This window comes from Pseudomonas frederiksbergensis, from assembly GCF_003732275.1.
GTDB classification, from domain to species: Bacteria; Pseudomonadota; Gammaproteobacteria; order Pseudomonadales; family Pseudomonadaceae; genus Aquipseudomonas; species Aquipseudomonas frederiksbergensis_H.
The window spans coordinates 269,392-291,457 of record NZ_MOBM01000006.1; the positions used below are offsets into that span (position 1 = coordinate 269,392).

Genomic DNA, 22,066 nt, shown 5'->3' on the forward strand with positions numbered 1-22,066 from the left:
CCGCAATGAGCAACGACGATCGTACCCAATTCATGCCGACACCCGGTGGCCGTGGCGCCGACCCGGTCCGCCCGGAGGCTGGTCGCGCCCAGGCCGCGCCGCTTTCGATGCCGGCCGCGCCGCTTTTGATCGGCACGGCCGAAGGTCTCAACCCCCTGGAGAGCGCCGCTGGCCCGTTGCTGGCTTTGCTGACCCGCTTGCGTAACACCATTGCCCACCCGGCGCCGGCGAGCCTGCGGGCGCAATTACTGGCCTACCTGCGCCAGTTCGAGGAGCGCGCCGAGGCTGCCGGCGTGGTGCGCAACGATGTGTTGCTGGCCCGTTATGCCTTATGCACCGCCCTGGATGAAGCGGTGTTGAGTACGCCGTGGGGGGGTGCCAGCGACTGGGGCAAACAGAGCCTGCTGATCACCGTGCATAACGAAGCCTGGGGCGGCGAAAAGGTGTTCCAGCTGTTGGAACATTGCCTGCAAAGCCCCCGCGAACGTTTGTATCTGCTGGAGCTGTTGTACCTGTGCATGTGCCTGGGTTTCGAAGGGCGTTATCGGGTCGTGAACGACGGTCGCAGCCAACTGGAAGCCTTGCGTGAACGCACCAGTGCGGTCATCCGCAGTGCCCGTGGCGATTATGAGCGTGAGCTGTCGCCCCATTGGCGCGGCGTCACCGTGGCCCGCGACCGGCTGGCGCAATTCATGCCGCCATGGATCGCCGTGGCCATCGGCGTGGCGTTGCTGCTGGCATTGCTGTTCGGCCTGCGCTTGAAACTGGCCGCCGATGCCGAGCCGGTGTTTAAAAATATTCATGCGCTGGGCGAGATCCCGGTGCAGGCCATTGACCGTCCGGTGGCGCAACCGAAACTGATCGAGCGTCCTCGCCTGGCGGGCTTCCTCGCCGATGAAATCAAGGCCGGTCGGGTGGCCGTGGAAGATGCCGTTGACCGTTCAGTGGTGACCATCCGTGGCGATGAGCTGTTCGCCTCGGGCAGCGCCAGCATCGTCGACAATTTCCAGCCACTGATGCTGCGCATCGCCGATGCCATTCGTAAGGTCAAGGGCCAGGTCCGGGTGACCGGCCACAGTGACAATCGCCCGATTGCCACCTTGCGGTTTCCATCGAATTGGGCCTTGTCCGAGGCGCGTGCCAATTCAGTACTGCAAATCCTTTCGGCCAAAACCGGCCAGCCCGAACGCTTCAGCGCCGAAGGCCGCAGCGACACCGAACCGTTGGCCTCGAACGCTACAACAGAGGGCCGCGCACGCAATCGTCGGGTCGAAATCACAGTGTTGGCGGAGGGGGTCGAGTGAAGGCGTTTTTCAGTTTTATCATCCGCTGGGTCATTCCGTTGCTGGGGCTGATCGCCCTGAGCCTGATCATCTGGTTTGTCGGGCCGCTGCTCGAATTCCTGGTGCCCGAAGGCCGGCGCTGGGCGCTGATCATTCTGGTGTTTGTGGTGTGGATCGCCTATCGGGTGTTTCGCATCATCCAGGCGCGCCGTCAGGCCGCCGAAGTGATGCGCAGCCTGGCAGCGCAAACCCCGCCGGACCCGACCAGCATCGCCACCTCTGAGGAGCTCGAAACCCTGCGCCAGCGCATGGACGAAGCCTTGGCGCTGTTGAAGAAAGCCAAGCTGGGCGGTGACGAGCGACGTAACCTGTACGAACTCCCGTGGTACGTGATCATCGGCCCGCCGGGTTCGGGCAAGACCACGGCGCTGGTCAATTCCGGTCTGCATTTTCCGTTGGCGGCTCAGTTGGGCGCCGGGGCGATCCGTGGCGTCGGTGGCACGCGCAATTGCGATTGGTGGTTTACCGATCAGGCCGTGCTGCTCGACACCGCCGGGCGCTATACCACCCAGGACAGCGACGCGACAGTCGATAAAGCCGCGTGGCTGGGTTTTCTCGGCCTGTTGAAAAAACAACGGGCCCGGCGTCCGATCGATGGCGCGTTTATCGCCATCAGCCTCTCCGACCTGCTGCTGGGCAGCGACGCCGAGCGCGCTGCCCATGCCGCCGCGATCCGCCTGCGTATCCAGGAACTGTACACGCAACTCGGCGTGCGCTTTCCGATCTACCTGATGCTGACCAAGCTCGATCTGGTGCCAGGGTTCATGGAGTATTTCGATACCCTGAGCAAGGAAGAACGGGCCCAGGTCTGGGGTATGACTTTTGCCCTGGACGACGGTAAAAACAATGACAGCCCGCTGGCCCATCTGCAAAGCGAATTCACCGGCCTGGAACAGCGCCTCAACGACCGTTTGGTGGAACGTTTGCAGCAGGAACGCGACCCGGCGCGACGCGATCTGATCTACGGCTTTCCGCAACAGTTCGGCGCGTTGAAGGATTGCCTGCAAAGCTTCCTTGAGGGCGTATTCAAACCCAACGCCTTTGAAGAGCGGGTGCTGTTGCGCGGGGTGTATTTCACCAGCGGCACTCAGGAAGGCAGTCCGATTGACCGGCTGATCGGCTCCATGGCCCAGAGCATGAACCTGGACCGCCAGCACCTGGCGCGCCAGAACGGCACCGGGCGCAGTTACTTCATCGAAAAACTCTTCAGCGCCGTGGCCTTTGCCGAGCGTGGGCTGGTGGGGGTCAACCCGAAAGTCGAACGTCGACGCAAGTGGATCGCCCGGGGCGTGCTGGCCTCGACCATGGTTCTGGTGCTGGTGGTCGGGACCTTGTGGTGGGTCAGCTACCGCGCCAACCAGGCGTATATCGCGCAAGTCGATCAGAAAGTCGCGCCCCTTGGCCAGGCCGTGCAGAACCTCAGCCCGGCACAACGGGACGTGCTCGCGGTGATGCCCTTGCTCAACGCGGTAAAGCACTTGGCCGACGACGCGCCGAGCTGGGCCGAAGGCCTGGGCCTGTATCAGGGCAACATGCTTGAAGCCGAGTCTGGCAGCGTCTATCGCAAGCTGTTGATCGCGGTCTTCGCGCCACGCTTGCTCACGCGCATCGAAGAGCAACTGCACGGCGGCGGCAATTCGGACTTCCTTTATGAAGGCTTGAAGGCCTACCTGATGCTCGCTGACAGCGAGCATTACGATGCCGACTTCATCAAGGCATGGATCGCCCTGGATTGGGATCGCAGCCTGCCGCGCGACTTGCCGGCCGAGCAGCGCCTGGCCCTGGAGGAGCACTTGCAGGCGCTGTTCGAGCGCCATCCGCCCACTGCACGTCTGGACCCGCGCCTGATCGACGACCTGCGCCGGCAGTTGCAGCAGCTGCCAGTGGCCCAGCGCGTCTATGACCGGGTCAAGCGGCAGAAACTGCCGGACGGCATCCCGGACTTTCGTATCAACGAAGCGGCCGGGCGTGATGCCGCGCTGGTGTTCAGCCGCAAGAGCGGCAAGCCGCTGGGCGAACCCTTGAGCGGCTTCTTCACGGCCAAGGGTTACCGCCAAGGGTTTTTGCTGACCAGTCTGAACCAGACCGGCACCCTGGCCGAGGAGCAGTGGGTGCTCGGTCGCGACCAGGCAGAACAACAGAACGTCGTCAGCCTGGCCGCCGACGTGCGCCGCCTGTATTTCCAGGATTATCAGCGCCAGTGGGATGCCTTGCTGGCTGATATCGACTTCGTGCCGATCACCAGCGTGGCCCAGGCCGCCGATGTGTTGCGGGTGATTTCCGGCCCAACCTCGCCGTTGAAAAAACTGCTGGTAGCAGTGGCGAAGGAAACCGACCTGCAGCAGGAAGAACGCCTGCTGGCCGCCAAGGGCGCGCCGGTGGAGGGCGGGGTCGACAAGCTCAAGGAGCGCTTGGGCACCTTGCTCGGCCAGGAGCAGGCGACGCAAAACACACCGGATGCCAGTGAAGATCCAATCACCGCGCATTTTGCCGAACTCAACAGCATCGTCAGCAAAAACGAAGGCGAGCCGGCGGCTATCGACGGCCTGCTGGCCGACATGAACGCCCTGTATGTGCAGGTCAGCGCCATGGTCGGCGCCAGCGGCGACGCCTTGCTCGGCGAAGCCAAGAACCAGGCCGCAGCGGCCGCGACACGGGTCAGCCTCAACGCCGAACGTCAGCCGCCGCTGGTGCAGGGCCTGGTCAAGTCGGTGGTCAACTCCACCACCAACAGCATGATGGGCGGGGTGCGCAATCAACTGAACGCGGCCTGGACCAGCGAAGTGGTGAACATCTATCGCCAGTCCCTGGCCGGGCGTTACCCGATGTCGCCGGGCAGTGCGCGAGACGCGACCCTGGACGACTTCGGCCAGTTCTTCGGCGTGGGCGGGGTGATGGACAACTACTTCCGCAAATACCTGCAGCCGTACGTGGATACCTCGACCCAGGCCTGGCGCTGGCAACCGGGCGCCGCACAAAAGCTCGGCATCGCCCCGGGCGTGCTGCAAACCTTCCAGCGGGCAGCGACCATCCGGGATGCGTTTTTCCGTTCCGGAGGCACCCAGCCGATGGTACGTTTTGAGCTCAAGCCAGTGGCGATGGACGCCACCATCACCCAGTTTTTGCTCGACCTCGATGGCCAGCAATTGAGCTATGACCACGGCCCGAGCCGTCCCACCTCCATGCAATGGCCCAACCCCGGCAGCATCGGCGTGGTGCGGATCTCGATCATGCCGCCTTCAGCCAGTGGTCGTTCGGGCATCACCCTGGACGGCCCCTGGGCCTGGTTCCGCCTGCTGGAGCAATCGGACCTGACCGCCGGCAACTCGCCGGATCGCTTCAACCTGCGGCTGCGGGTCGACGGCGCCAGCGTCTCTTATGAGCTGCGGGCCAACAGCGCCTTCAATCCATTCAAGAGCCGTGTGCTCAGTGGTTTCAGCCTTCCGGAGCGTTTATGAGCACGCCGGGCTTCTATGGAAAGCTGGCCAGTCGCGGGGACTTTGTCAGCCGTGGCTTGCCGCAGAGTTTTATCGGCCCCTGGGATTCGTGGCTGGCGGCGGGCTTGCTCGCCAGCCAGAGCCTCGGGGACCGTTGGCTGGATGCCTATCTGGTCAGTCCGCTGTGGCGCTTTATGCTCGGGCCCGGTGTCTGTGGGCCGCAGGCCGCCGTTGGGGTGGTGATGCCGAGCATCGATCGGGTTGGCCGGTATTTTCCGCTGACCGTCGCGGTGCTGCTGGATCACGACGCTGATCCGGCGTCGGTGGTGGGCGGCTCGGATGTCTGGTTTGAGCAGGTTGAGCAATTGCTGTTAAGCACATTGAGCGTGGAGGCGAGTTTCGAAGCCTTCGGTGCAGGACTGGAAACGCTGGGCGGCCCGGCGTATCTGCCACGTGCTCCAAGCAGCCGTTTTGCCGGCCTGCATCGCTTTGATGCCACCGACCCGAAGGCGCGAATGACCGTGCTTGCCGAACTGGCCTGCGAAGGCGCAAGCCTGTGGTGGGGGCAGGGTTCGGAGCGTATTGCTCCTGCTTTATTGCGGTGCCAGGGCTTGCCGGCCGCCGCTGATTTTGCGCAATTTTTGCTCGGCCAAGAAGGTGTTGTGTAGATGTGTCCAAGCCTTGGAAAGACGTTCAAGTCTGCAAGCAAGAGCCATGTCGGTATGGTCCGCCAGGTTAACGAAGACGCTTGCCTGGATCAGCCGGAAAACGGCCTGTGGGTGGTCGCCGATGGCATGGGCGGGCATGCGGCGGGCGACTACGTCAGCAGTCTGATCGTCGACAGTCTGCGTAGCATTGCCGTGGGCCGCTCGCTGGATGAATACGTCGCGGCGCTGAAAACCGATCTGCTGCGAGTCAACGCGGCCGTGCGTGAAGAAACCGCCAACCGCGGCGTGACCATGATGGGTAGCACTGTGGTAGTGCTGGCGGCGCGCGGCTTGCGCGGGGTGTGTCTGTGGGCGGGTGACAGCCGCTTGTATCGCCTGCGTGACGGTCTGCTCGAAAGCATCTCGCGGGACCACAGTTACGTTCAGGATCTGCAGGACAGCGGCTTGCTCAGCGAAGCTGAAGCCCGGGTGCATCCACGGGCCAATATCGTCACCCGTGCCATCGGGGTCGAGGCGCAACTGGAGCTGGCGACAGTCGAGCTGCTGTTGATGCCTGGCGACAGTTACCTGTTGTGCAGCGACGGGCTGAACAAAACCATCGCTGACCATGAGATCAGTGAGGTGCTGAGTCACGACGAGCCCGGGGAAATCGCCAGCAGCCTGGTGTCCCTGGGCCTGATGCGCGGCGCTCCGGACAACATCACCGTGATTGTCGTGAAGGTGCCGTCATGAATTCCGCCCTGCACATTCTGATCCCCGGCTATGACATAGACGGCGAGATCGGCGAAGGCGCCATGGCCAACGTTTACCTGGCGACCCAGCGCTCGCTGGAGCGCAAGGTAGCGCTGAAGGTCATGGCCGCCGCGCTGGCGGCCGACCCGAGTTTCTGCGAGCGTTTCCTGCGCGAAGGTAAAACCCTGGCGCGCCTGTCTCACCCGCATACGGTCACCATCCATGACATCGGCCATGTCGGTGAGCTGTATTACATGGCCATGGAATTCCTGCCCAACGGCACGCTCAAGGAGCGCATCGCCGCCGGTCTGACGCCGGAGCAGGGTCTGATCTATATCCGTCAGATCGCCTCAGCCCTGGGCTATGCCCATGGGCTGGGGCTGGTTCATCGCGACGTCAAACCGGCGAACATTCTGTTCCGTGCCGATGGCACCGCGGTGCTCTCAGACTTCGGCATCGCCAAGTCCATGGATGACCGTACCCAGTTCACCCAGGCCGGTTTCGCCGTCGGTACTCCCAGCTACATGAGCCCGGAACAGGCGCGCGGCCAGGATATTGACGGTCGGGCCGATCTTTATGCCCTGGGCGTGGTGCTCTACGAAATCCTCGTCGGCAAACTGCCGTATACCGGCAACGACGCACTCTCCACGGCATTGGCGCATTTGACCGAACCGTTGCCGGAGCTGCCGGTGCATCACGGTCGTTATCAAGAGGTGCTGCGCAAGCTGTTGGCCAAGGATCCGGCCGAGCGTTTCCCGGATGCGGCGGCGTTGTTGCAGGCGCTGGATCATCTGCCTCGGGAATCGGTTGAAGCGACCACCATCCGGCCATTGCCAATTCCGGTATCGCCGATTGCGGTGAGCAATGACCTGGCGGGACTGACGCCGGTGTCCATCGATATACCGACCGGCCCCGCGCAGTCACAACCTCGGCCCAATCCTGTTCCGCCGGCTGTGAAGCCGACGCCGTCGTCCACGGTCTCGGAGCAGCGAAAGGGGCCGGTGTTCGCACTCGCCGCCGTCGCGGTGGCCGTGGCGCTGGCCTTGGGCGGCGCGGGTTATTGGTGGCTGTCCGGTGACGTCGAAGCCGACGCCAAGGTGCCGGTGGTTTCAGCACCGCCGGCCAGTGCGCCGCCGACCGTGGCGCCACCCGTAAAGCCCCCCGTGGCAACGGAGGTCGATGGCGGTCAACGTCCGCTGCTGATGGCCGGCAAAAAAACCTTGTTCCAGCGAGTACTCAGCAAGCCGGGGGCGAAACTCGCCAGCGACCCGGGGGCCACACCCGACAAGGCCTTGCCGGCGTTCTCGGTGCTTTATGTCTATCAGCGCAAAGAGGTTGCTGGCAGCCCGTGGCTGCGCGTCGGCGCCGCCACCGACGGGCGCAGTGACGGCTGGTTGCCGGCCGCGCAAGTCAGCGACTGGAAGCAAAGCCTGGTACTTAAGTTCACCGAACGCTCCGGCCGTGCGCCGGTGATGTTCCTGCGTCAGCCCGGTGACGTGGAGAAGCTGCTGGCGGATCCGTCGACGGCAAAAAACCTGCTGCTCAAGGCCCAGCAGAATCGCGAAGACAACCAGCAGGTACTGGCCCTGGAACCGGCCGCCAGTGCGGTGCCGCAGAATCAGTTTTATCTGTTGCCGATTTTCGATTCGCGCGAGAGCTTCGATGAGAACGGCCAGTCGGTGCAGTTGCTGAACGTGGCGTCCATCGACCCCGGTGATGCTCCGAAGGCCGCTGCCAACAACACGCCAATCACTACCGCTAACGCCGACGCGTTCCGCACCGCCGTGGTGTTGGTCGTTGACACCACCGTGTCCATGCAGCCCTACATCGATCAGGTCCGCGACGTAGTACATCAACTGCAAACCCGCATCGCCGAGCGGGGCGAGCAGGACAGTGTCAGCTTCGGCCTGGTGGGGTTTCGAAGCAGCACCCAGAAAACCCCGGGCCTGGAATACGTCGCCAAAACCTTGATCACCCTGGAGCAGGGTCGCGACCCACAGCGCTTCATGGACCTGGCGCGGCAGGTCAGGGCGTCCACGGTCTCCAGCCATTCGTTCAACGAAGATGCGTTTGCCGGTGTGATGGAAGCGGTCGAGGGCATGGACTGGTCCGGCTATGGCGGGCGCTTGATCCTGTTGGTCACCGATGCCGGTGCCTTGCGCAAGAACGACCCGTACGCCGCCACGCAAATGAACGAAGCCGAAGTGCGCCAAGCCGCGCTGGGCAAGCAGATCAAGATCTACGCCTTGCACCTGCTCAGCGATGCCGGCAAGAAAACCCATGGCGGTGCGCAAAGCCAATATCGCACCCTGACCGCCGACGCCAACCCGCAGATTGGCGACCTGTACATTCCGGTGCCGGGCGCCGATGTTCGCAAGTTCGGTGAGCGGGTGGACGAGATCGGTTCGGTGTTTGCCGACCTGGTGCATCAGGTGCGTGGCAACAAGCCGCAAACCGTGCCGCTGCTGAGCGCCGCGCCGAGCCTGACTGACAAATCGGCGGCCGTCGGTTACGCGATGCACATGGACTTCCTGGGGCGTAAAGCCGCCAGCCAGGCGCCGCAACTGGTCAGTGCCTGGACCGCCGACCGCGACCTGACCAACCCGGCACTGCCGGCGTTCCAGGTGTGCGTGATGCTAACCAAGTTGCAGCTCAACGACTTGCAGCAATCGCTGAAACTGATCGTCGATGCTGCCCGCAAGACCCAGACCTCGCCGAAGAATTTCTTCCAGGAAATCGCCAGCGCCAGTGCCTACATGAGCCGCGATCCCTCGGCCTTGCGCAAGGGTGGCAACCTGGCCGATGGCGGGGTTCTGGGTGAGTACCTGGAAGGGCTGCCATACCGCAGCAAGTCGCTGAACATGACCCAGGATTTGTGGCTTTCGCTGAGCGTGGCCGAGCAGGAGGACTTTATCGACGAGCTGGATTCGAAGATCCGCCTCTACGAAACCTTCCACAACGACTTGGCTAACTGGGTGCGTTTCGGCGATGCCGAACCGGGTGATGCCTTGTACCGCGTTCCGTTGTCGACGCTGCCGTGATGCTGAACATGAACGCAGTGCACAAACACCGGGGCGTCGGCAGCCAGCGTTACAGCCTGGTGATTCCACGGCTGCAACTGCATGCCGGTGAACAATTGGCGGTGGTCGGTCCCAGTGGCTGCGGCAAAAGCACGTTGCTCGATTTGCTGGCGCTGGTGCTGGCTCCGGATCAGGCCGGGCAGTTTGATTTTGCGCCCGGCCAGACCAGGACGGACATTACCGGGCTGTGGCGCGCAGATGCGCAAAGTGCCTTGGCGGACCTGCGCCGCCGGCACTTGGGCTACGTGCTGCAAACCGGTGGCCTGCTGGATTTTCTGGACGTGCGCGGCAACATCGACCTGTCGCGCAAACTGCTCGGCTTGAAAGACGACGGCAGTGTGGATCGACTGGCCGGGGCGTTGGATATCGCCGATCAATTGGGCAAAAAGCCGGGTGATTTGTCCGTCGGCCAACGGCAACGGGTGAGTTGTGCCCGTGCCCTGGCCCATGGGCCGCATCTGTTGCTGGCCGATGAACCGACCGCCGCCCTCGATCCGCTGAACGCGGAGCGAGTGATGCAGTTGCTGGTGACCCAGGCCCGCGAACATGGCGTGTGCTGCGTCGTCGCTACCCACGATGAATCACTGGCCCGCGCCAGCGGTTTGCAGGTGCGGCGCATCAGTTGTCATCGCGACGTCGATGGCGGTGTCACCGCCATCCTCGGAGAGGCCTGCTGATGCGCAGCGCGCTGGTGGCTTCCCTGGCCTGGCAGGATTACCGCAACGATGCGTGGCTGTCGGCTTGTTCGGTACTGGCGCTGGTGGCGGTGGTCGCACCGCTGCTGGTGCTGTTCGGCTTGAAATTCGGCCTGGTCAGCAGTTTGACCGAGCGCTTGGAAAACGACCCGGCCACCCGGGAAATCATTCCCTTGGGTGGCGGTCGGTTCAGTGCCGCGTTTATCGAACAATTGAGTCGGCGCAGCGACGTGGCTTTCGCCTTGCCGCGCACCCGGCAGATTGCTGCGACGGCGGATCTGACCGCTGGTGCTTCGACGGTGACCGTCGAAATGATCCCCACCGCCGCCAACGACCCCTTGCTCGGCAGTCTACCGGTGCCCCAAGGGCTGGATCGGGTGCTGCTCAGCCAGACCGTCGCCGAAAAACTCGGGGCCAAGGCCGGTGATTGGCTGGAGGCCAGTTTCGGTCGACAGGTGGCCGGTCGTGGCGAGGCGCAGCGTGCTCGCGTCCAGGTGCTGGACGTTCTGCCGCTGGAAGCTTTCGCCCGGGACGGATTGTTCGCGTCATTGGCGCTACTGGAGGCGGCTGAAGATTACCGGGACGGCCGCGCCGTGCCAGCGTTCGGTTGGCCAGGTGATGCGGTGGGCTTGACGGAGCAGCGGGTGTATCCGGCGTTTCGCCTGTACGCCCGCAGCCTCAAGGATGTCGAGCCACTGCGTCAGTACTTCGCTGCACAGAATCTGCTGGTCTCGACCCAGGCCCAGACCATCGCCCAGGTGCAATCGCTGAGCCGCAACCTGTCGATCGTGTTCTGGATTATCGCCGGATTGGCCTTGGCGGGAGCGTTCGCGGCGATTTTTGCCGGCGCGCTGGCGGCGGTCGAGCGCAAGCGTCGAGAGTTGTCGGTGTTGCGCCTGCTGGGGTTTTCCACGGCGGCGTTGCTGTTGTTTGTAGTGGTGCAGGCGCTGTACAGCGCCGGCCTTGCCGCCCTGTTGAGTGCCGGGCTGTATGGCCTGGCGCAATCGGGTTTAAACCATTTATTTGCGCAGATGCCGGGTGAGTACGCCAGTCATCTGCTGGCGCGTCACTACGCGTTGGCCCTGGCGGCCGTGCTCGGCGTCAGCGCCGTGGCGGCAGTCTGTGGTGGCTGGCGAGTGGCGCGTATCCAGGCGTGTGAAGGAATCCGAGATGTATAAGTTATTGGGCGCCGCCATGGTGCTGAGTCTGGCTGGTATGGGCATGGCTAGTCTGGTGAGTGCCGATGAAAGCACCGACAAACTGGACAACCCCAAGCCATTGCCCGACGACGTCAGCCTGCCGCTGCCGTGCGAAGGGCAGATGGTGTTCCGTTACGTCTACATCCTGGCGCAGGGCACTCTGGACGACCGCGAGATCAGCCTCGGCTATCCATTCAGCGAGGGCGAGTCCGGTTATCAACAGTCGTTCATCTCCGGTTACCGCCGGGACTTTATCAACGGCCAGTTCACCCTCAAGGATCTGCCCAAGGATTGGGGCAAGACCATCACGCCGTTGATGCCCAAGACGGACGCCAAGACCCCGCTCAAACCGATGCTCTATTTCATCGGCAAATACGAAGTCACCGCCCGCCAATACGCCCAGGTCATGGCCCAGGCACAATCGTTGGCCAGCGGCGAGCCGGCCCCGGCCTGCGAGGCATTGCAAGCCGAGGCCCCGCAAGGCATGGCCGGGCGTTTGCCCAAGGTGAAGCTGTCGCGCTTCGAGGCCGAACGCTTCTCGGCGGTGTATAGCGCCTGGCTGATGAAATACCACAAGGACCTGCTACCGGTGAGCGGTCGTGGTACCTCGGCGGAAGAGGGCGGGCTGGGTTTTGTGCGCTTGCCGACCGAGGTCGAATGGGAATTTGCTGCCCGTGGCGGGCAGGCCATTAGCCGTCAGGACCTGGAAGGGCGCCTGTTTCCCCGGCGTCTGGAAGGCAGCGAAAGTGACGGCCCACTGGCGGACTGGGCAGTCTTCAATCAGGTCGCCGGTGGCACCGGCCAGGCAGCGCGTCTGATGCCGATCGGTACCAAACTGCCAAACCCCATCGGCTTGTTCGACGTGATCGGCAACGCTGCCGAGATGGTCCAGGAGTCCTTCCAGCTCGTGCATGCCGGACGCCGCCAAGGCACCTACGGCGGCTTCGTGGTCAAGGGCGGCAACTACCTGGAAGGCGAGGGCACCTTGTTCACCGGGATGCGTCGCGAATACCCGCTGTTCGCCGCCGACGGCACCGAGCAAAGCAACGAAACCACCGGGTTCCGGGTCGCAATTGGCGCGTTGTCGGCGCCACGTTCGCGCTACAAGGAACTGTTTGCCCAATGGCAGAAAGAAGGTCGGCTGGCTTCGCTGACCGATGCCATCGACGACGCCCAGGACCCGACCAAGCGCCTGGACAGCATCATTGCTGCCAGCGTCGATCCGCGCCTGCAAGCCGAGTTGGGGCTGGTCAACGAGGAGCTCAAGCGCAACGTCTCGCTCATCGCCCAGCAGCGTGAGGAAGCGGCCGGCAACCTGATCCAGTCGGCGGCCCTGGTGGCCGAGACCATCAACAATTACAACATTCGCCTGACCAATTTGCAGAAGAGTCGCCAGCAGGCCGTGGACGCCAGGGACGAGGCCAGCGCCAAGCTGTTCGCTACCGCCATCGACAATGGTCGCAGCGCGCTGGACGGCGCGGTGGCGATCTACATCGACAACCTGGCAACCGGCACACGCTACACCGATGCCGTGATCCAGGCGCAGTTTCAACGCATCAAGGAAGAGTTGGAGCGCAAGCCGGTACTGGGCAAGAGCCTGGTAACGCGCGCAACGTTATTCGTTCGCCATGTCGGTGATTATCGTCAGCAACGACGAGCCGACCCGGCGGCGATATTGAAGGAATTGCTCGCATCGAACGCTCAGCGGTCTTGATCGTTCGTTGTATAGCGAGCTTGGAAGGGACTCAGGCGGCGATGGGCCGTGCTGAGCTGGTCAAACTTAAAAGAGAACACAACTATGCTTTCCTCCCGTAAACCTTTTGCTTCGCTTTCCAAGCGTCACTTGCTGCTGATGGCCGTCGGCTTCAGCACCGTACTGACCGGTTGCGCCACGTCGCCGACCTCCAAGGTCGCCTCGAGCACCAAGGTCGAGTACTACCCAAACTGCTACGAGCCGGTGCAGCACTTGCGTGCCACTGATTCGAACATGACCAAGTCGGTCGTCACCGGCGCGGCCGTCGGCGCTGTCGGCGGTGCACTGCTGGGCGCCCTGACCGATTCCGAGAACCGTGGCCGCAACGCTGCCATCGGTGCAGCGGGCGGTGCCGTGGCGGGCGGCGCGGCCGGTTACTACACCGAGCGTCAGAAGCAGATCGCCGATGACAATCAGCGCATCGCGTCCTACGCCTCCGACGTCAACAAAAGCGCCGCCGACATCGACCGCAGCACCGCGTACGCCAAGACTTCGCAGCAGTGCTACCAGAGCGCGTTCACCAAACTGGTCGCCGACCGCAAGGCCAAGACCGTCAACGATACCGAAGGCCGCAAGCGCCTGGCAGAAATCGTCGCGGGCCTCAAAGAGTCCAACGACCTGATCGTCGCGGTTAACGGTAAAGCCAGTGAAGACCTGAACAACTACACCCAGGCCTATGAAAAAGACCTGCAGCAAGTAGGTGTGCAGCGCACTGACGTGGTCACTGTGGCAACCGCCGACACCACGACGGTCGTGGCGCCGACCAAGAGCAAAAAAGCGGTGAAACCGGCGAAAAAACCGGTGCTGCCAACCGTGCCGAAAGAAGCGGTCACCACCGAGAAAACCCTGCAGACCGCACAAGCCAAACAGGCGGAAAGCAAGCAAGTCGCCAGCGCCGGCAACACTCAGGTCAACAGCATGTGCAAGAACCCGGATCTGGGTGACTGGGCACCGGTGCCTTGCCCGAATGCTTGATTGAGTTTCTGTAGGTCTTTGATCACTCCCATGCTCTGCGTGGGAGTGATCTGTACTGGCTACACCTTGGCGCTATGCGCCGCCATCTCCTGCGCTTGCAGATGATCAAGCGCTCGCTACACCGGCAACTGCAGGTCATCCGCCATTCTGCTGCACGCTAATGTGCATGATCCCCCGGGCAGATTCGGGAATGACAATGCAGGCCTCGCAGGTTTGCGGTTCTACCAAGGATTGCCGGCGGTTGATCACGCTGGAAATCGGGCGCCCTGACACGCCGTTCGGCGGGTATCTGACGGGTTTCGCACAAATCCCTAAGATTTCTCCCCCTCGTGCCGAAAGACTGGTGAGACATGTATGCACCAAAGTAGAGCGGCTCCAGAATGCCGTCTGCGCTGTTACATGGAATGTTGCAATTCGGAACGCATCCCCACTTTTTGCATAAGAAGTCCCATGAAATGAATCTCAAGTTCAGCCATAAAATTCTGCTGGCCGCTTCAGGCGTCGTGGTGCTGGCTTTTGCGTTGTTCACTTTGTACAACGACTATCTGCAGCGAAACACCATTCGGCAAAATATTGAATCTTCCGTTGAGCAAGCGGGCGATCTGACCGCCAGCAGCGTGCAGAACTGGATGAGTGGCCGCGTGCTGGTCCTGGAAAACCTCGCGCAGAACGTCGCTCATCAAGGCGCCAATGCCGATTTACCGGGGCTGGTCGATCAACCCGCCCTCACCTCGAACTTCCAGTTCACCTACGTCGGGCAGGCCAATGGTGTGTTCACCCAGCGCCCTGACGCGAAGATGCCGGACGGCTACGATCCGCGTCAGCGCCCTTGGTACAAACAAGCTGTGGTCGCCGACAAGACCATGCTGACCCCGCCTTACATGGCCGCGGTCGGCGGGTTGGTGGTGACCATCGCCATGCCGGTGAAAAAGCAAGGCGAACTGCTGGGCGTCGTCGGCGGCGACCTGAGTCTGGAAACTCTGGTGAAGATCATCAACTCGGTGGACTTCGGTGGCATCGGTCACGCGTTCCTCGTCAGCGCCGACGGTCAGGTGATCGTCAGCCCGGACAAGGATCAGGTAATGAAGAACCTGAAAGACATCTATCCGGGCTCCAGTGTCCGCATCGAGAGAGGCAATCAGGAAGTAGAGCTGAACAAGCAGGACCGCATCCTCTCGTTCACGCCAGTGAGTGGTTTGCCGAATGCCGAGTGGTATGTCGGTCTGTCGATCGATAAGGCCAAGGCCTACGCACCACTGAGCCAGTTCCGCACCTCGGCGCTCATCGCGATGTTCATCGCCGTGACCGCCATCGCTGTGCTGCTGAGCCTGCTGATCAGCGTGCTGATGCGTCCGCTGACCACAATGGGCCGTGCAATGCAGGACATCGCTCAGGGCGAGGGTGACCTGACCCGTCGTCTGCTCGTGGAAAGCAAAGACGAGTTCGGCGAATTGGGCGGCTCCTTTAACCAGTTCGTGGAGCGGATTCACGCGTCGATTTGCGAAGTGTCCTCGGCGACTCGTCAGGTGCATGACCTGTCGCAACGGGTGATGGCGTCGTCCAACGCTTCGATCATCGGCTCCGACGAACAAAGTGCCCGCACCAACAGCGTGGCTGCGGCGATCAACCAATTGGGCGCCGCCACCCAGGAAATCGCCCGCAACGCCGCCGATGCTTCGCAACACGCCAGCGGCGCGAGCGAGCAGGCCGATGACGGTCGTCAGGTGGTGGAAAAAACCATTCTGGCCATGACTGAGCTGTCGCAAAAAATCAGCCTGTCCTGCACGCAGATCGAAACCCTGAACGCGAGCACCGACAACATCGGCCATATTCTCGATGTGATCAAAGGCATCTCCCAGCAGACCAATTTGCTGGCGCTGAACGCGGCCATCGAAGCGGCCCGTGCCGGTGAGGCCGGTCGTGGTTTTGCGGTGGTAGCAGACGAGGTGCGTAACCTGGCTCATCGCACTCAGGAGTCGGCGGAAGAGATCCACAAGATGATCAGCTCGCTGCAGATCGGTTCTCGCGAAGCGGTGACCACGATGAACGCCAGTCAGGTTTCCAGCGAACAGAGCGTCGAAGTGGCGAACCAGGCTGGGCTGCGACTGGTCAGCGTGACTCAGCGCATCGGCGAAATCGACGGGATGAACCAGTCGGTGGCCGCGGCGACCGAGGAGCAGACCGCCGTGGTGGAAACCCTCAACGTCGACGTCAACCAGATCAACCTGCTGAACCAGCAGAGCGTGGCTAACCTCAATGAAACATTGAAGGATTGCGATGCGCTGTCCCAGCAGGCCAGTCGGTTGAAGCAGTTGGTTGACAGTTTCAAGATCTGATTGAGGTCAGTTCTACCGCGTTATCGTTCAATCGCGAGCAGGCTCGCTCCCACATGGGATTTTCAGTGATCACAACATTTGTGAACGACTGAGAACCCCTGTGGGAGCGAGCCTGCTCGCGAAAGCGGTGCATCAGTCACCGCCGAACCGAAGCCTTACACAAACAGCTTCAACACATTCCCCATTGCATCATCGGCAAACCCCTGAACGAAATCCTTGAACCCCGACAGCGCCTCGGCACCACCCTGGGCTGGTTCGGCGATGATGGTCCAGGTCGCCCGCGACTTGTCTGCGCCCAGGGATTCAACACTCATCGCCGCCCACAAATTGGCCACGCCCAGCGTGTTGTAAATCGTCGTCCAGGTCATGTTCAGCGCCTGGTCGTCCCGGGAGTTGAGTTGCTCGACCACCAGGTTGCCGTCCTTGAAGAATTTCTTGCGCAGCGACGACACGCCTTCGCCGGTCATCTCGATGTGCGACAGCGCCGGAATAAACTGATCGAAGCCGGCAAAGTTGCCGACCACGGCCCAGACTTGCGTCGCATCGACCGGTACTTCTACCGAAGAAATGACGTGGCAGCCGTGAGGGTTTTTGATCAGGGTATCGGGTTGCAGAGTATTCATGGTTTTGCTCCGTGCAGGGTCAGGGTGAATCAGATGAAGTTAATTTCTTTGAGGTAGTCGCAGCCACGCCGCAGCAGCGCCGGGGATTTTTCCGGGTAGTGCGCGCCCATCTGCCGTACGCCGGCCTGGGCGTTGTCGTGGCCGATCATCGAGATGTCGCCGATGTCTTCTTCGAAGCCGTTGAGGTAGAAACCCAGCACGCCAAACAGCGCGTTGTCGCTGTCGACGCGGCCCAGTTGCTGCTGCCAGTCGGCGACGCTGACCATGGCGAACTCCCGACCGGCCTCGCGAAATGACGCCACGTAGCAATCCCAGCTCAGGGGCTCGGGGTTGTGCAGGTTGAACACCGCTTTTTCGGCCTGGTAACGGCTGGCGTGGAAGGCGATGAAACGGGCGAGGAAATCCACCGGCATCAGGTCGAAATTCAGCGCGAATTCTGGCACCTGGCCGAGCTGGATCGAGCCCTTGAGCATCAGCATCAAGCGATTCTTGTGGGGCTGGCAGACGCCAGTGAGGCTGTTGAAACTGATGTTGCCGGGACGATAAAGATTGACCCGCACCCCACGCTCGCGAGCCCGTTCGAGGATCCGCTCGCCGACCCATTTGGACAGGTTGTAGCCGTTCTTGATGTAGATCGGCGGTGTCTGCGCAGCGGGCAGTTCCAGGACCCGGCCATCGTCGGAAATCGTGCTGGACGCCGAGAGCGTCGAGACGAAATTGAAGATTTTCTTGCTGCGCCCTTCACACAAACGCAGGCACTCGAAAATCGGCTCGACGTTGTCCCGCGCCAACGACTCGTAATCGAGGACGTGATTGACGTTGGCGGCGTTATGCACCAGCGCACCGAACTCGCGGTCCAGTCGTTGATAAACATCTTCGCTGAGTCCCAGTTGCGGGCGAGTGATGTCTGCCGCGTAAACTCGCACCCGGCTCATGTCCAAGTGTCCCAGACGGTTTTCCCGCAACGCCTGAGCGAAGCGTTGCGCCGCCGATTGCCCGCCGCCATCACGCACCAGGCACGCTACTTCGCTGGCGCCCCAGGCCAGCAGCGCTTCGACGATATGCACACCGACAAAGCTGTTGGCGCCGGTGACGATCACCTTATGCACATCGCCCATTCGGCTGACCGGCAACGGCTCGATATCCAGTTCACGGAAGGCATCGGCCAGGGCTTTTTCGCTCAGCACTTCTTCGGTCCCGGACCCACGAACCAGGGTCGCCAGCTTCGCAATCGTCGGTAGTTCGATGAAGCGGTTGATCGAGATGCTGCGGCCGAACTCCTCACGCAAACGCAGCAACATGCGTGACAGCAAGATTGAGTGCCCGCCGAGATTGAAGAAGCTTTCATCGGTGGAAATGTCGCTGGCGGGCAGCTCCAGCAGTTCGGCCCAGATCTCCAGCAACAGCGCTTCATGAGCGCTGACGGGCAAACGCCGCTGGCTGTTTTCGGTCACGTTGACGGGCAGTTCCAGCAGCGCTTTACGGTCGACCTTGCCGTTGCTGGCGAACGGCATGCTCGTCAGTTCGGTCCATGCGGTGGGCTGCATATAGTCCGGTAGAAACTGCATCGCGTGGGCTTTCAAGGCTTCGCGAGCAGCGCCGGGTTGCTCTTCCTGAGGCTGCGCGAGAAAGGCCAGAATCCGTCGATGAGGGTCGATCACCACCGCCACCTGACGGTACAGCTGACTGTCGCGCAGGCAGCGTTCGATCTCTTCCGGCTCGACCCGAAAGCCGCGGATCTTCACCTGATGATCTCGCCGTCCGCACAGCTCGATACCGTCGGGGGTCCACTTGGCCATGTCGCCGGTGCGATACGCGCGCAGGCTCTGGTCATTCGGCAGGTTCAGGTCCAGATAACGTTCGGCAGTCTGCTGCGGGTTGTTCAGGTAACCCAGGCATACCCCCGGGCCGACGATGTACAACTCACCGACGGTTTGCTCGGTCACCGGTTGATAGTCCTCATCGAGGATCAGCACCTGACTGTTGGCAATCGGTGCGCCGAGGGTTCGGTTGCTGTCGCCGGTGCGCAGTTGCCGCGCGGTGATCAGCACCGTGGCTTCGGTCGGGCCGTAGAGGTTGTAGAGATTGCCTTGGCGGGTCAGTTGCTCGATCACGTAGGGTTCGCAAACATCGCCACCGGTCATCACATGATCGAGGATTTGCAACTGATCCAGCGGCAAGATGCTCAACAGCGCCGGCGGCAAAAAGGCATGGCTGAGTCGTTGGTGGCGGATCAGCTCGACCAGTTGCAGCGGGTCGCGACGTTGGTCCTCGTTGGGCACGATCAGCTCGGCGCCCTGAAGCAGGGTCGGGAAAATATCGATCAGCGATGAGTCGAAACTCAACGATGAAAACTGCAATGCGCGACTCTGTTCGGTCAGCTGCACGTAATCGGCGTACCACGCGGTGAAGTGCGCGAGGTTGGCCTGGCTGAGCAACACGCCTTTGGGGTGCCCCGTGGTGCCCGAGGTATAGAGCGCCATGCACGGTGCGTCGAGATCGGGTCGTTGGCGCATCAAGGGTTGATCGGGATTCACATCGCCGATGTCGATACGGCTGATGTCCAGCCCAGGCATTGTCTCGCTGAGCGGGTGTTCTCCGTCATGCAGCAACAATACCGCGCCGGCGTTTTCCAGAATGTACTGCTGACGTTGCAACGGATGGCTTGGCTCCAGCGGCAGGTACACCGCGCCGCTGCCCAGGATCGCCAGAATTCCCGCATACAACGCGCTGGATTTTGGCAGGCAGATCCCGACCACCAACGGTCCCTGATGCTGATCGAGCAATGGTTGCAAACGCTGTTGGATCGCGCGGCTGTGGCCGTGCAATTGCCGATAGTTCTGCGACGTGCCGGCGATGTTCAGCGCCGGCCGCTCGGCAGACTGGATGAAGCGCTGTTCAAGCCGCTCGATCATCGGGATCTGGCCGAGTTGCAGCAGCCATGGTTCAGCCGTGGTGTTGAGCTGATGGACGTAGGCCAGGTGCTCTAAAAACAGCAGGTTTTCCACCTGCTCGAAGTGAGCGGGAATTGAAGGTTCGACGAGAAGAAAATACTCGGCATCCCGGGAGAAGCGGCTGACCAGCAGTGCCACGTGATCGACCAGATCAGCCACCGCTCGCAGGCGCAATGCCTGGCCGTTGCCGGACAGTTCTTCGGCGACTGGCACGCGACTTGGTTGCATCGAGTTGTATGCGCACAGCAGGTCCAATGCTGGCAGGCCTGAGGCGCCCGGCGCGCCGATACCCAGCTGCAGCGTCAGGCGCGGTACATCGCCGAAGTCCTGAAACGGCAGGCTCGCATCGTCGATCAGCAAATCAAACGTGCTTGGCGCCAGCGCCTCCAGATTCGCCAGCTGCGTCAGTGAATGACCGTGTTGGTCGAGTTCCAGCGCCAGGTTGGTCAGGGCCTGGCTGTGCCCAATGAGCAAAATATCGAGACGTCTCATGATGTTCTCCTCGTTAAACCAGGTAGTCGCTCAGGGCGCTTTGCACGCACGGTGAATCGAGCAGCGAACTGCTGCGGAAAAACCGCACGATGTTGGCGACCAGCGGGTGATGGCGATTGATCGGGAAGGCCAGCCCCGACACTTCGCTCTTGAGTGCCCGATGCGCCGCATCGCTGATCTGCAAGGCGTCGATCAAGCGGAAGTCGAAGGACTTCTGGATGTCGTTGGTCAGGTAATGGCCGATGAACACCGGCAGGATTTGCGCGATGCACTGGCGATCGTCTTCGCTCGCGGTGTGCCAATAAATGCGCACCAACCGCGCCCAGAACCCGGAGTGACGGCCCTCGTCGAGCAAGTGGTCGGCCATCAGGCCCTTGATCGACTGCTTGACCGTGTCGTCCTTGGCGAACGCCGCGACATCGCCGGTCACGGTGTTCTCGGCGATGGCCACGCAGATCAGCTCCACGGCGCTGCGCAGGTGTTCCGGGGCGATAGCCACGGCTGCCGGGATGGCACGGCTCAGTTCGATTTCATCCGGCAGCCCTATCGGCGCGATGCCGGTCATGGCGACGGTCTGCTGCATGAAATCCATGGCCACCAGGGCGTGGTAATCCTCGTCCACCACCACAGTCATGGCGTCGTAGCGACAGGCAAACGGGAACGCCACGCTGAAGCGGTTTTTGGCGATGCTGCGGGCGGTCTTGTCGACGATCTCGGTTTCGAAAATCACCACGTCGTTGATGAATTTGTAGAGCGTCTGCACCAGGGCAAAGTCTCGTTGTTCCGGGCATTCACGCAGGAAGGTTTCGCTCAGCACCAGCGGCTGACGGCTCAGCGGATAAATCAGCTTGTCGTCGTTTTCCAGTACGCGCCGGGGGCGGGTGCGAATGGTCGCGCGGCTTTCCCAGGTATCAGCGAAGGATTGGTAGTCGGCGGCATTCATGCGTTCACCTCCGCCATCGGTTCGCCCATGCTCAGGCGCAAGCCATCCCACAGGGCGATGCGGCTTTCCACGGCGGCAATGGCGCTGGCGTAGACGTCGTCTTCGCGCTGTGGATCGCCATCGACCAGGCGGGCGAGGAGTCTTTCCGCCGCCGGGCCGTGGTCTTCGGAATCGACTTCGATGTGCCGTTCCAGGTAGTAACGGAAGGTAGGCGCCTGTTCGATGCCGATGCCCCAGTCGTCGAGAATCCGCTGAAACATCTGCGGGATAACACTCTCGCGTCCATGCAGAAACGCCGCCGCCACACTGTGCCCCGGTGCATGCATCGCGGTGTGCAAGGTATGGCGCACGAACTGCGCGGCTGCCGGATCGACCTCGACGCTTTGTAATGCCACCTCGTAGCTCACGCCTTCTTTTTGCAGCGTCACAAAGCGTTCGACGGCGACCGTGCTCGCACCGACTTCGCGCATCGCATCCAGGTACAACTCGAAATGGCTGTAGTGACCTTGGGCGGGACGATCATCAGACTCTTCACCGAGCACGATTTCGTTGATCAACCGCGCAGCCTGAGGATCTCGCGGAGGTAGCCAGGGCAGTTGAACGCAGGTCAGTTCCTGTTGCAGGCGCTTGGTCAGCGACATGAAATCCCACACCGCAAACACATGGGTTTCCATAAAGCGTTGAAGGACCGATAACGAATGTATTTCAGAGAAGATCGGGTGCGCACTAAGTTCTGCTTTCTTCTGATTGAGACGATCTTTAGTCGGTTTCATGAGCGAGCCTATATGTGATCTGGAATACCGTTGAGGCTGGTGTTGATCAATAAGTGACGGTTG

The 22,066-nt window shown here is 61.8% G+C and carries 14 protein-coding genes; 10 read left to right on the top strand and 4 right to left on the bottom strand.

Annotation, left to right across the window (positions count from 1 at the left end; genetic code table 11):
- The first annotated feature begins 5 nt into the window (after window positions 1-5).
- The 10 genes from BK662_RS05105 to BK662_RS05150 all read left to right on the top strand — a co-directional run bounded on the left by BK662_RS05105 (window position 6) and on the right by BK662_RS05150 (window position 16,218).
- Entirely contained in the window at window positions 6-1,304 is a 1,299-nt protein-coding gene (locus tag BK662_RS05105; RefSeq protein ID WP_123357176.1) for a DotU family type VI secretion system protein, read from the top strand.
- On the top strand, window positions 1,301-4,801 hold the full coding sequence (gene tssM / locus BK662_RS05110; RefSeq protein ID WP_123357177.1) for a type VI secretion system membrane subunit TssM: 3,501 nt from the start codon (window positions 1,301-1,303) through the stop codon (window positions 4,799-4,801). Before BK662_RS05105 ends, tssM begins: the two co-directional genes overlap by 4 nt.
- Complete coding sequence (gene tagF, locus BK662_RS05115) at window positions 4,798-5,448, top strand: type VI secretion system-associated protein TagF (RefSeq protein ID WP_123357178.1); 651 nt, start codon at window positions 4,798-4,800, stop codon at window positions 5,446-5,448. The genes tssM and tagF overlap by 4 nt, the downstream gene beginning before the upstream one ends.
- On the top strand, window positions 5,449-6,180 hold the full coding sequence (locus tag BK662_RS05120) for a PP2C family protein-serine/threonine phosphatase (protein WP_123357179.1): 732 nt from the start codon (window positions 5,449-5,451) through the stop codon (window positions 6,178-6,180).
- Complete coding sequence (locus tag BK662_RS05125) at window positions 6,177-9,221, top strand: serine/threonine-protein kinase (RefSeq protein WP_123357180.1); 3,045 nt, start codon at window positions 6,177-6,179, stop codon at window positions 9,219-9,221. Before BK662_RS05120 ends, BK662_RS05125 begins: the two co-directional genes overlap by 4 nt.
- Window positions 9,221-9,937 (top strand): ABC transporter ATP-binding protein, encoded by a 717-nt coding sequence (locus tag BK662_RS05130; protein WP_123357181.1) that lies wholly within the window; start codon window positions 9,221-9,223, stop codon window positions 9,935-9,937. The genes BK662_RS05125 and BK662_RS05130 overlap by 1 nt, the downstream gene beginning before the upstream one ends.
- A complete protein-coding gene (locus BK662_RS05135) occupies window positions 9,937-11,133 on the top strand; it encodes an ABC transporter permease (RefSeq protein ID WP_123357182.1) in 1,197 nt (398 codons plus the stop codon). Before BK662_RS05130 ends, BK662_RS05135 begins: the two co-directional genes overlap by 1 nt.
- Window positions 11,126-12,868 carry a formylglycine-generating enzyme family protein gene (locus BK662_RS05140; RefSeq protein WP_123357183.1) on the top strand — a complete coding sequence of 581 codons (1,743 nt, stop codon included), beginning with the start codon at window positions 11,126-11,128 and terminating at the stop codon, window positions 12,866-12,868. Before BK662_RS05135 ends, BK662_RS05140 begins: the two co-directional genes overlap by 8 nt.
- Before the next feature lie 84 nt (window positions 12,869-12,952).
- Window positions 12,953-13,882: a type VI secretion system-associated lipoprotein TagQ gene (gene tagQ / locus BK662_RS05145; protein WP_123357184.1), complete on the top strand. Its 930-nt coding sequence runs from the start codon at window positions 12,953-12,955 to the stop codon at window positions 13,880-13,882.
- Between the two features lie 455 nt (window positions 13,883-14,337).
- The gene (locus BK662_RS05150; RefSeq protein WP_123357185.1) at window positions 14,338-16,218 is read left to right on the top strand and encodes a methyl-accepting chemotaxis protein; all 1,881 of its coding nucleotides are present in this window, start codon (window positions 14,338-14,340) and stop codon (window positions 16,216-16,218) included.
- 155 nt (window positions 16,219-16,373) lie between these two features.
- On the opposite strand, the gene BK662_RS05155 is transcribed toward BK662_RS05150, so the two are convergent.
- From BK662_RS05155 to BK662_RS05170, 4 genes are read right to left on the bottom strand one after another with little or no spacing between them, the layout of a single operon-like run.
- Window positions 16,374-16,841 carry an SRPBCC family protein gene (locus BK662_RS05155; RefSeq protein WP_123357186.1) on the bottom strand — a complete coding sequence of 156 codons (468 nt, stop codon included), beginning with the start codon at window positions 16,839-16,841 and terminating at the stop codon, window positions 16,374-16,376.
- Between the two features lie 29 nt (window positions 16,842-16,870).
- Window positions 16,871-20,287 (bottom strand): non-ribosomal peptide synthetase, encoded by a 3,417-nt coding sequence (locus tag BK662_RS05160; protein ID WP_123357187.1) that lies wholly within the window; start codon window positions 20,285-20,287, stop codon window positions 16,871-16,873.
- Window positions 20,288-20,300: 13 nt separating this feature from the next.
- A complete protein-coding gene (locus BK662_RS05165; RefSeq protein ID WP_123357188.1) occupies window positions 20,301-21,230 on the bottom strand; it encodes a diiron oxygenase in 930 nt (309 codons plus the stop codon).
- On the bottom strand, window positions 21,227-22,003 hold the full coding sequence (locus BK662_RS05170) for a DUF3050 domain-containing protein (protein ID WP_123357189.1): 777 nt from the start codon (window positions 22,001-22,003) through the stop codon (window positions 21,227-21,229). Before BK662_RS05170 ends, BK662_RS05165 begins: the two co-directional genes overlap by 4 nt.
- Window positions 22,004-22,066: the final 63 nt, after the last annotated feature.

What these genes read in the sequence shown, in the direction of transcription:
- BK662_RS05150 (WP_123357185.1), top strand. Translation starts at nt 14,338, where the DNA reads ATGAATCTCAAGTTCAGCCATAAAATTCTGCTGGCCGCTTCAGGCGTC.
- BK662_RS05160 (WP_123357187.1), bottom strand. Translation starts at nt 20,287, where the DNA reads ATGAGACGTCTCGATATTTTGCTCATTGGGCACAGCCAGGCCCTGACC.
- BK662_RS05120 (WP_123357179.1), top strand. Translation starts at nt 5,449, where the DNA reads ATGTGTCCAAGCCTTGGAAAGACGTTCAAGTCTGCAAGCAAGAGCCAT.
- BK662_RS05125 (WP_123357180.1), top strand. Translation starts at nt 6,177, where the DNA reads ATGAATTCCGCCCTGCACATTCTGATCCCCGGCTATGACATAGACGGC.
- tagF (WP_123357178.1), top strand. Translation starts at nt 4,798, where the DNA reads ATGAGCACGCCGGGCTTCTATGGAAAGCTGGCCAGTCGCGGGGACTTT.
- BK662_RS05130 (WP_123357181.1), top strand. Translation starts at nt 9,221, where the DNA reads ATGCTGAACATGAACGCAGTGCACAAACACCGGGGCGTCGGCAGCCAG.
- BK662_RS05165 (WP_123357188.1), bottom strand. Translation starts at nt 21,230, where the DNA reads ATGAATGCCGCCGACTACCAATCCTTCGCTGATACCTGGGAAAGCCGC.
- tagQ (WP_123357184.1), top strand. Translation starts at nt 12,953, where the DNA reads ATGCTTTCCTCCCGTAAACCTTTTGCTTCGCTTTCCAAGCGTCACTTG.
- BK662_RS05140 (WP_123357183.1), top strand. Translation starts at nt 11,126, where the DNA reads ATGTATAAGTTATTGGGCGCCGCCATGGTGCTGAGTCTGGCTGGTATG.
- BK662_RS05170 (WP_123357189.1), bottom strand. Translation starts at nt 22,003, where the DNA reads ATGAAACCGACTAAAGATCGTCTCAATCAGAAGAAAGCAGAACTTAGT.
- BK662_RS05155 (WP_123357186.1), bottom strand. Translation starts at nt 16,841, where the DNA reads ATGAATACTCTGCAACCCGATACCCTGATCAAAAACCCTCACGGCTGC.
- BK662_RS05135 (WP_123357182.1), top strand. Translation starts at nt 9,937, where the DNA reads ATGCGCAGCGCGCTGGTGGCTTCCCTGGCCTGGCAGGATTACCGCAAC.
- BK662_RS05105 (WP_123357176.1), top strand. Translation starts at nt 6, where the DNA reads ATGAGCAACGACGATCGTACCCAATTCATGCCGACACCCGGTGGCCGT.